The sequence below is a fragment of the Legionella sp. PATHC039 genome (genome assembly GCF_026191275.1).
Taxonomy (GTDB): Bacteria; Pseudomonadota; Gammaproteobacteria; order Legionellales; family Legionellaceae; genus Legionella; species Legionella pneumophila.
Genome location: NZ_JAPHOP010000001.1, coordinates 2,934,403 through 2,945,000, shown reverse-complemented (window position 1 = coordinate 2,945,000; position 10,598 = coordinate 2,934,403). Strand labels below are relative to the sequence as shown.

The following is a 10,598-nucleotide window of genomic DNA, read 5'->3' as shown; positions in this document are numbered from 1 at the left end:
TAAATTTCTATTTCCTGATATTTTGTAGCTTCAAAGGAAATATTTATTCATGTAGATTGGATATGCTCTTTATTGGCCCTGGTTATTTAATTACTTTTTTAATTTCTATCCTTTAGGAAAGCAGTTGCACTCAAATAATAAAATAGTCATTAGCTCTAGCGCAGAAATATTTTTTTTGTTACTCTTCGCTATTCAAATATGGTGACTCTATTGGTCCCCTCGCGACGATAGATTGTGAACCCCGTCAGGCCCGGAAGGGAGCAGCGGTAACAATTGATGCGGGCGCCGGGGTGTGGCTCTTAGAGTCGCCGCCCAACTTGTGAAACACGTATGAGCTATCTGGCACTTGCCCGTAAATGGCGACCACGCACATTTTCCCAACTGGTTGGCCAAGAGCATATTAATAAAGCACTGATCAACGCGCTGAATCAACAACGTTTACATCATGCTTATCTATTTACTGGTACTCGCGGGGTCGGGAAAACCAGTGTCGCCCGTATTTTAGCTAAAGCCCTCAATTGTGAAAAAGGCATCACCTCAGAACCATGCCTTCATTGCGATACCTGTGTTGCCATTGAGCAAGGCCGTTATATTGATCTCATTGAAATAGATGGCGCCTCCAAAACCAGAGTTGAAGACACGCGAGATTTACTTGATAACATACAGTATGCACCAACAAATGGCCGTTTTAAAATTTATTTAATCGATGAAGTGCATATGCTATCCCAGCATAGCTTTAATGCTTTACTAAAAACATTAGAGGAACCACCTTCGCATGTGAAATTTATTCTGGCGACGACTGACCCACAAAAATTACCTGTTACTGTCTTATCGCGTTGTTTGCAATTTAATCTAAAACACTTGCCTGCTGAGTTGATAAATCAACAATTGCAATTAATTCTCCAAGAGGAGCGCTTGGATTTTGAAATACAAGCGCTAGACATATTGGCTCAGGCTGCCCGCGGAAGCATGCGCGATGCATTAAGTTTATTGGATCAGGCCATTACCAGTTGTGAAACGAAATTACTGGCAAGTGATGTAAAAATGCTTTTGGGGCATACCCAACAAGATTACGCATTGCTGCTCTTACAAGCCCTGGCCAAGCAAGAAGCACAAACCATGCTTGTATTAAGTCAGCAGATCATTGCCGAAGGAGGGAGCTTTCAATACGTTCTTGATGAAATGCTTAACTATCTGCATCAAATTACCGTATATCAATGCCTCGGCGACAACAATCCATTAATTAGCCCAAAAGCAGAAATTAAAGAATTAGCAAAACAGTTTTCGGCTGAGGACACACAATTATTCTATCAAATAGGTATCAAGGGAAGTGAGGAGATGCATCTCGCCCCTACACTAGCCATTGGCTTTAATATGACCATGCTGCGCATGTACACCTTTAAACCAGCTTCTCATGTAACAACACCTCCATTAGCATTCGAGCAAAATCATAAAAGATGCTCACTAATTGTTGATGATAATACACCAGCGCAAAACCCTATTGGAATTGAACCAATACCCGTTACTAAAGCGACGGGCAACACCGTTGCCTATCATCAGACCCAATCATTATCAGCAGACGATAAAAAATCTGCCAACTCTGGTGAGTCCATGAACTGTGACTGGAAAGACATAATACCACAGTTAAAATTATCGGGTTTAGCACTTAATGCCATAGAAAATGCAGAATTTCTTGGTAAAAAAGAGCGAGAAATTACATTAGGAGTACAGAAAGGGCACCAGTCCTTATTTACTCCCACAACGATTAACCGAATTGAAACCGCATTGGCTGGTTATTATAAAAGTCCCGTAAAAATTATTTTAAATAGTCAAGATGCCGTGCATGCCTCTCCAGCTCAGCAAAAAGAGAAAGCGACCCAAGAAAAGCAAGAACAAGCAGAGGCAGCATTACACGCTGACCCAGTATTTCAACAGTTAAAACAAGAATTTTCAGCAGAATTGGTCAAAAATTCTATTGTCCTGTTAAAAGATGACTTATAATACTTAAACTAACCATAAATAGACGAGGCTGTAATGGATATTAATCAAAATTTAGGCAATTTAATGAAAGAAGCGCAAAAAATGCAACAACGTATGCAAGAAGCGCAGCAACAATTAAGCCAGTTGGTAGTAAGTGGAGAATCAGGTGGTGGTATGGTTACTATTAAGATGAATGGACGTCATGATGTAACCGAAGTTAAAATCAAACCCACCTTAATGGATGAAGATATTGAAATGCTGGAAGATTTAATTGCTGCTGCAGTGAATGACGCAGTGCGCAAAATCGAAAAAGCATCCAAAGAAAAAATCAGCCAACTGACTGCTGGTCTTAATATTCCAACTGATTTAATGGGCGGTAAAGAAGGAGAGTAACCCTGGCTATGGATGCTCTAAGCCGCTTGGTAGAGGCGCTTCGCTGTCTTCCCGGTGTGGGACCAAAATCAGCACAAAGGATGGTGTTCCATTTATTGCAGCACCAAAGACAGCGAGGTTTACACCTTGCCTCCTGTTTGGAACAGGCAATGAAGCACATTAGTCATTGTCAGCAGTGTAATAATTACACCGAACAAACTCTGTGTACTCTTTGCCAAAACCCCAATCGAGATTCAACATTACTTTGCGTGGTAGAGAGTCCAGCGGATGTTTCTGCCATAGAGCAAAGCAATTCCTTTCAAGGTAAATATTTTGTCCTTATGGGAAAAATTTCTCCTCTTGATGGCTTGGGACCTGATGACATAGGGCTACCGAAACTTAAGGAGTTAATTATTAGGGAAAAAATTCAGGAAGTTATTCTTGCATTAAGCCCCAGTGTTGAAAGCCAGACCACAATTCATTTTATTCATCAGTTACTAAAGGATGAAACCGTCAATATCAGTCAATTAGCACATGGAATACCATCAGGTGGTGAATTAGAATTTTTAGATGGGAATACTATAAGCAGTGCCCTTAAGAACAGAGCAGTGATTAATGTCTAAATCCATATTTATTTTATGCAGAAAAAAAATACTGGTCTTATTCCTGTTATCCTTATGTTTCATAACAAGTACAGCTTCTGCTTCCTTCCACAGAAGTTTATGGCCCAAATGGCTGGTCAATGCCCCTCTTTCCAAACAGTCAATTTCTCATCAGGCATGGCAACATTTTCTTGATCATCATGTAATAACTAATGAAGAAGACATCAATCTGGTAAACTATACCAATATCAATGAGAAAGAGCTGGCTTCACTAAAAGAATATATAAAAAATTTATCGCAAATTGATATTGATAATTATAACCGTCAAGAACAATTGGCTTATTGGATCAATTTGTATAATGCTCTTACTGTTTTAACGGTAGCCAACTATTATCCCATTGCAAACATTCAGGAAATTAATATTTCTCCCGGATTATTTAGCGTTGGGCCTTGGGGAGCTAATATTATCACTATCAAAAATACCAATTTATCCTTGGATGATATCAATAATAGAATTATTCGCCCAATTTGGAATGACCCAAGAACTCATTATGCTTTAAATAATGCCACAATAGGAGCACCTAATCTGAGCAAACAAGCTTATCAGGGGGCACTACTTGAGCAACAACTTAACGATGCGGCATCCAAATACATTAACTCTCTCAGAGGAGTTCATGTGATTGAGGGTAAATTAATTGTTTCTAAATTATATGATTGGTATGAAGAAGATTTTGGTGGTACCAAAAAATCTGTCATCAAACATTTATTACAATTCGCGAAAGAACCTCTACGCAACCAATTAAAGCATATCAATACTATTGATAGTTATATTTATAACTGGCATATCAATTGTCCTTCAGACAATCAATCATGAAACAAAAAAATTCAAATTTTTCATATTTCTGTCAGTTCTTTTTATTTAATCTTTGCTTTTTTGGTTTGCAATTGCTTCTGCTCTATTCGCATGCTGAGAGCCTAATCAGTTCGATTAAGCTTCCTTTGCCAATCTATTTTGAAATTATCGGCACTCTTGTAATTCAATTCAGCCTGTATATCATCATTTCCATGATTCAAGCCCTGCTGCTTATAGGCATTTTAAATCGATCTTGGCATTATTTTTCTACTGAGCAATGGCAATCCATTATTTGGTCCTTATTTGCATGCGCTATATTAAGCGCTAATGCCTATTATTTCCCTCTGAGTGTTTTTAGCAAACTATTTTCACCCCCAATTCCTGAATTTATTTTTTTAATATTACTTTATTTTTCTTTGGCTTGCCTGGGGCTACTCTTATTAAATTGCTTGTTTTATCGCATGGCTGCTCGCCTATTATCAATAGCGCTACCCATTGGCATTTTTATTTTCCTATTAAATAATTATTGGCAATCTCCCTTAAATCCTAATGTTGATTCCGAACCCAACGTCATTATTCTGGGCATAGACAGCTTAAGTCCAGAAAGTGTCACATCTATAAACATGCCTTTTCTTCATCAAGTGCTACTGGACAGTTTTCAATTTACAAACACGATTAGTCCTTTAGCCAGAACCTATCCCGCTTGGAGCTCTATTTTAACTGGGTTATACCCTAAATATCATCTTGCCGAAGAAAATTTAGTTGAGCGAAGCCGGGTTAAAAGTCAACTCAGCATTGTGTGGGATTTGAATAAATTGGGGTATAACACAATCTATGCGACTGATGATAGACGATTCAATAGCATAGATGAGAATTTTGGATTTAAAAAAATCATCGGCCCAAAAACAGGTGTTAATGATGTCATGTTAGGCTCTTATAATGATTTCCCACTTGGGAATTTACTGATTAATTTTCGCATTAGTGCCTGGTTATTCCCCTATAATTTTAGTAATAGAGCCAGCTTCATATCCTACTATCCGGAAACCTTTACAAATGAATTAAAAAGAGAACTGTCTTTACAACAAAATTCTCCTGTTTTCCTTGCGGTGCATTTCGCTCTTCCACATTGGCCTTATGCCTGGGCAGCATCATTGCCTGATCAAGTGGAGAATGAATTCAGCCTCAGCAAGCGTGATGCGCTTTACCTAAGAGCGCTAAAAGCAGTAGACAATCAATTTAAAGTCATTTTCTGTTATTTAAAAAAACATGGCTATTTTAAAAATAGCCTGGTCATTATACTAAGCGACCATGGCGAAGTACTTTATTATCCCAACTCACGATTGACAAGTTACCAAAAATATCAAAGCTCACTAACTAGCAAACTCGCAGAGTATTTTAAGGCCAAAACTGCAACTGAACTGGATAAAAGTGCTGGCCATGGTTCTGATATATTAAGCCCTATGCAATATCATAGCCTTCTGGCATTTAATGTTTATAAAGATGGAAAGCCACTTACAAAAACAAACAAAATCAAAACAAGAGTAGCATTATTTGATTTGGCCCCAACCATTCTGAACTTCCTAAATATTACAAAAAATCAGAAAATGGATGGCATTTCATTACTACCTACTGTATTAAACCCAAATACTCCACTACCACACCGCACATTCTTTATTGAAAGTGGAATGTATCCAAATCAAGATTTTACTAAAGAAAAAGCCATTGAATTAGGAAAAAAAATCTATAAGGTTAATCCGGATACTGGGCAACTTGAGTTGAAGCCTGATGAATTAATCCAGGTGAATAATCAAAAACTATACGGAGTCATTAGTGGAAACTGGATTTTAGCCTTATATCCAGATGACAACACCTACATAACCGTTATTCTCAATCTTTCAACTGGAGAATGGATTGATAACCTGCAGAGTGATTTTGCCAAATCTAGTCCGGCAGAAAAACTAAAGAGACAACTTCAAGAATTCTATGGTAAAAAACTGGCTTATCCCATTCAATAAAAGCGCTTTATAAAGCTCACTGCAAAGCCCCCATACAAAACAGCAGACCTCTTGCAGAACTTGATTATTTTGTTTCAGAGCAAGGCGCAAACGTTTTGAGAAGCAGAATTTATATGTAGTAAATGAGGGCCACAGAAACGTTTGCAATGCAGCAGTAAAACGAAAGAAGCAAGTTATAAAAGAGGTTGGGTATATCCCAAAAAACGAATTACTCTTAGTCAATTGGCACCTGAAAAATTCATATTTACTACTCAAATTACTGATTTGGTTCTTCAATGAGATTAAACAATCTTTCTAATGAGTCACTCATCACTATTCTTTCACAACCATAAATTGCAATGATTCTAAATACAGCCTCTCGATTACGTCTTCCCGTATGAATTTCCTTTTTCCCCAAATCATATAGATAAGGTTCGGTTGTGATAAATCTGTTTTTTAATTCGCTTCTTAGCGCCTCCATAACACACTTCAACGCTTGATACACTCTGGCTATAGCATTTCTTTCAGATGAATTTAATGATGGCAACCAATCTAAAGAGTAACCATTGATTATTGAATATAAAGTATAAAGTAAATATCGACTATCATTGTTGGCAAAATAACCGTATAAATCCAGGCATTCTGTTGTGGTGAGCTGACGATATAGAACTAGCATTTCTTGATGAAATTTTTCTAAATCCTCCTCTTGAGATATACTTTCCGTTACCAGGCGTTGCTGCAGAACCATCACAGCGTCAATTAGCCTATTAGGATTAAACCAAAATTTGTATGCCCTTCCCAAATCATGTAAACGTTCCAGGGTAACTTTCTCATTATTTTCAGGTGTAAATTGCACTCTAAGGTTTTTAACAGCTAATTGGATTATATCTCTACAAACCTCATTCACTTCGATCATAATGCCTTGGGGTAGTTCTTCACCATGAAATAGGAAATCAATACCTGGATTTAGCCCATATTGAAGCGCATTGCTATGTAATTGTTTTTGTAGAAGTTCTATAAATTCATGCAAAAAACCAAGGCGCATACGTACTGAAACCAATTTTTCAGGATGAATTAATTCATTAAATAACTTATCAGGATACAATTTATAAAAAAATATAGCATTGACTAAATTAACAACTTCAGATTCAGAAAAAAAACCTAAGGCTATCGTTTGTTCTTCAAGATCCCAATTGCGAAATAACTTGGCTGGCTCCCTTAATAAAATAGAATTGTGATTCCAAAGATCAACCAGAGTTGATAACCATAATTCAAGATTCTCTTTCTTAAATAACTGCTTTAGTTTATCAAACTGATTCAAGATTAAATGATTGCTTACGTCTGAAACCTCATTTGGCTCAATTGCTTTAGCAAGACATTGATACAATAATGATATCTCAATGATAATTTTAGCTTCCTCCAGCAAATTCACTGCTGCAGACCTTTTCTGTTTCAGATGCATAATCCGATTGCAAGCTTCCCGATAACTAATATCCTTAGGAACCTCCGCCCCCACGAATTGTTTAAATGTAGAATCCATATCTATTAACTTCAAATACTCTGAATATTTATCCGCCAAAGCCATGTAAAGTGAGTACTTGTTCTTTGAAAAGACAGTATCATCCGGCTGCTTAACGCATTTGCCAAGCTGAGTCTCCAACTGTTTCAACTCATATTTGATTCGCGCCTTGGCTCTGTCATTATCCGAAACGAACCAATTTGGTAGAGTAAGTGTCTTTTGAGTCATCCCTTTCTCCTCAAGCATTATCCTGACACTTGAACTTTAACAATAGCATTGAAAAGAAATATTTTCCTAATTTTTATAACGAACAAAATGCAAATTTTGCAATAAACCAGGTTTTACGTTCTAAAAAGCTCTGGAAAGCATAAATATTTAAAAATAATTGCAAGCAACTGATAAACTTGCCAAAATTAAAGCAATATATTTTTTGACCTTTGAGGCAAATTGATGTCACAACGCCACTATTTGCTATTTATTGATAATGAGCCTGTCAGTGAAGAACTGAAAGATTACTTTGAAAAGTTTAATCTTGATATTATTCAACAAAAGAAATTGTTTCCTATTCATGTTGAAAAAGGATTACCTACAGCCATTTTAATTAATTGGTCAATTTTAAGAACTGAACCAGAAGCAATTGAACAATTTTATAATATGTATCCAGTGCCATTAATTGTTATTAATAATAAACCTGATGAAGAATCAAGTGTTGCCATGCTTGAAGCCGGTGCTGATGACTTTATGACCAAACCCATTTATCCTCGTGAGCTGCACGCGCGAATTGGTGCTATTTCTCGTCGAGTAATCAGGGCGCAACAAAAAGTAGACCATGGTAAAGAAGTTTTAATGTTTGCTAACTGGCGACTTTATCCAGCTTCCAGACAAGTGTTCGGGGAGAATAATGAAGAATTGCAATTAAGCGCCGGTGAGTATGATTTGCTTCTCACTTTTGTCCAACAACCGCAGCGAGTCCTGGATAGAGAATTTTTATTGCAAATTACCAAAAATACAGACCTGGTTCCTTTTGACCGAAGGATTGATGTCCAAATTAGTCGTTTGCGTCAAAAAATCGAAATAGATAAAAAAAAGCCAGCTTTAATCAAAACTATTCGCAATGGCGGCTATATGTTCACAGCTCGAGTTGTAACCCTTAAAGAAAGTGACGCCACATTATAATTGATTATTATCTGGCTTATTTAGATAAATTCGTTCATCTTATTTATCGAGCGCATTTTAAAAACGATGAACTAATATTTGCTTTATTGGCACAATGCCCACCTTATCCTTTACTTGCTGGCATTGCACCCTAACATTTCTTGCTTTTAGATCTCCCAGATTTATTAAGCATCGTCTGCTACTTTTCAAAAAGGCGCTCAAAACGAAAACAGGATAAAGCACGAATTTATTTAGGCTTGTTATTAGAAAGCACGATATCCTTTGTTTCATTTTTTAATACTGCAACTGAGTTTTTCAATTCAACAGGCTTGTTAATACCTTGTTTTTCCATGTCTTTCTGTAAAGAAGATAAGGGCATTTGCGATTGTTGTTTGACAGCAGCAGGCTGGTCTTGAGTATTTGTTTTAATTTTTGTTGGGCTGCTGATTTTCGGTTTCGCTTTACTTGTTTTTGATTTTGACTGTACTGCAGCAGGCTTTGTTTTATTTTTTGCTGTAATGGTTTTTTTACTCGCTGATGATTTTGGAGTGCTTATATCCACTTTGCGATTTGCTTTGCTTATTGTTGGATTAACCTTTTTTTCAGTTGGATTTTCGGCCATCTGATCATAGATATTAATCCAATGATGTTCCATTATTTGAAATACGTTCAACATGTAACTCATTGCTTTTTGACTATTTTGAATGAATACATTCATATTTTTTTCCAGGACTTCTTCTGGTTTTAAAACATTCAATAATTCAATAGGAGTAACATAAGACACAGTTTTTAATGTTTTAAAATTGAGATCTAACAAATCCTGAATTGGTTTTTCAACAGATCGAAGCAAAATATTTAAATCTTTTGTCTGAAAAAATTGCTCTTTCATTACACTCTCCATATGTTGCAATGCACAAAAACAAGATTAGCTTAAAAAAATAATTTGTCAAATATTAAATGCCATTTTCTTGAAACTCCATAAACCAGTCCCATCGCTAACTGGCTTCCTTTTAAATCATTTTTAGCGTCTTATTGTAACTCTTGACAACGACATTATCATATCAAAATGCTTACTCTTATTCTGAGTTCAATGGTTATTACACTTTCCAGAATGCCTTTTGATAAGGCGAACTATTGCAAACTAAAATGTATCAAAGGCAAAAAATTTAATTACCCTTTCTCAACAAAGAGTTCTCTTCACCATCCTGAATCTTTTTGCCTAATCGTTTGGATAAAAGCACTGAAGCTCTATTTTCTTTCACTTTCGCAAAAAAAGAATCTTCCTTCTTGGCTAATAACTCTTTATAAGTCTTGCTTTGAAATGCTTTTTTAACAAAGGCTCTATGGGGTTGCTCTTCATCAAAAAAATTTAGAATAAACGTTCTTTTAGCTACCAAATGCACAGGTATTTTAACATGGTTTGCAAAACTCCATTGCTTCCCATATTCGTCAACGATAGAAACTGACCCACTGTAGTGATAAATGGGCTTTTCTGGTCTTAACAATGAATGCCCTAATAATTCAGCCATCATCTGATTTTTATTCTTGCTTCCACAGCAATAAAGATGAACCGCTGATATCCAGTACGATATAGGCAAAATATCTCTTTCAAAGCGTTCTGCCACTTCTTTTATATCGAGGCTTTCTGCAACTAATGGATTGGCATGATTAAAAAGTTTTGTTACATTGTCATCATCTGAACCATGAGCACAAATATATATCGCAATTTTTTCATCCAATTGATCATAATTAATGTCATCATTGTAATAAATTATTTCAATGCGATCAGGGGAAAATTGCTCATCGTTTTTTTTCCAAAGTTCAACCATTGATTTCAAATCACCAGCCTGATTTCTAGGGAAAGGTACATATAAAATCTTCATACGCTCTATTTCATATTCTAAAGGCATTATTTTAACACAAATGCGTTAAAATAATAAATATTGTTTTTTTTTAAAACTTTATGTTGTCTTGCCCCTCAAAATCAAATCTTAAGTATATGCATCGAAGTAGCCTATTGTGAAAAAACTAATAAGTTGTATCGCTTCATCAATCAATAATAATTTAAGTAAACCAAAATAAGGGCAAGCTTGAAGCCTATTGAGAACATTATGAGTCAACCA

Annotated in this window: 9 protein-coding genes and 1 other RNA gene; 7 read left to right on the top strand and 3 right to left on the bottom strand. The window is 36.1% G+C overall.

Translation table 11 applies throughout. The features are described from left to right. Positions 1-208 precede the first annotated feature (208 nt). From ffs to OQI99_RS13365, 6 genes are all read left to right on the top strand, one after another. An RNA gene (gene ffs, locus OQI99_RS13390) (signal recognition particle sRNA small type) lies at positions 209-305 on the top strand. Between the two features lie 25 nt (positions 306-330). Continuing rightward, on the top strand, positions 331-2,001 hold the full coding sequence (gene dnaX / locus OQI99_RS13385; protein WP_061514345.1) for a DNA polymerase III subunit gamma/tau: 1,671 nt from the start codon (positions 331-333) through the stop codon (positions 1,999-2,001). Between the two features lie 33 nt (positions 2,002-2,034). Continuing rightward, positions 2,035-2,373, top strand: a complete 339-nt coding sequence (locus OQI99_RS13380; protein WP_011216606.1) for a YbaB/EbfC family nucleoid-associated protein — start codon at positions 2,035-2,037, stop codon at positions 2,371-2,373. A gap of 8 nt (positions 2,374-2,381) precedes the next feature. Next, on the top strand, positions 2,382-2,975 hold the full coding sequence (recR, locus tag OQI99_RS13375; RefSeq protein ID WP_011216607.1) for a recombination mediator RecR: 594 nt from the start codon (positions 2,382-2,384) through the stop codon (positions 2,973-2,975). After that, positions 2,968-3,828, top strand: a complete 861-nt coding sequence (locus tag OQI99_RS13370) for a DUF547 domain-containing protein (protein WP_061514344.1) — start codon at positions 2,968-2,970, stop codon at positions 3,826-3,828. Before recR ends, OQI99_RS13370 begins: the two co-directional genes overlap by 8 nt. Beyond that, positions 3,825-5,822 (top strand): sulfatase-like hydrolase/transferase, encoded by a 1,998-nt coding sequence (locus tag OQI99_RS13365; RefSeq protein WP_265732139.1) that lies wholly within the window; start codon positions 3,825-3,827, stop codon positions 5,820-5,822. Before OQI99_RS13370 ends, OQI99_RS13365 begins: the two co-directional genes overlap by 4 nt. Before the next feature lie 256 nt (positions 5,823-6,078). On the opposite strand, the gene OQI99_RS13360 is transcribed toward OQI99_RS13365, so the two are convergent. After that, on the bottom strand, positions 6,079-7,548 hold the full coding sequence (locus OQI99_RS13360) for a hypothetical protein (protein ID WP_265732138.1): 1,470 nt from the start codon (positions 7,546-7,548) through the stop codon (positions 6,079-6,081). Positions 7,549-7,770: 222 nt separating this feature from the next. On the opposite strand from OQI99_RS13360, the gene OQI99_RS13355 reads away from it, so the two are divergent. After that, a complete protein-coding gene (locus OQI99_RS13355) occupies positions 7,771-8,496 on the top strand; it encodes a winged helix-turn-helix domain-containing protein (RefSeq protein ID WP_011216611.1) in 726 nt (241 codons plus the stop codon). Positions 8,497-8,722: 226 nt separating this feature from the next. Here the strand turns inward: OQI99_RS13355 and OQI99_RS13350 are convergent, their stop codons facing one another. Both OQI99_RS13350 and OQI99_RS13345 read right to left on the bottom strand, forming a co-directional pair. Next, the gene (locus OQI99_RS13350) at positions 8,723-9,364 is read right to left on the bottom strand and encodes a hypothetical protein (protein WP_265732137.1); all 642 of its coding nucleotides are present in this window, start codon (positions 9,362-9,364) and stop codon (positions 8,723-8,725) included. Between the two features lie 277 nt (positions 9,365-9,641). Further along, the gene (locus OQI99_RS13345) at positions 9,642-10,358 is read right to left on the bottom strand and encodes an RNA-binding protein (protein ID WP_265732136.1); all 717 of its coding nucleotides are present in this window, start codon (positions 10,356-10,358) and stop codon (positions 9,642-9,644) included. Between the last annotated feature and the right edge of the window lie 240 nt (positions 10,359-10,598).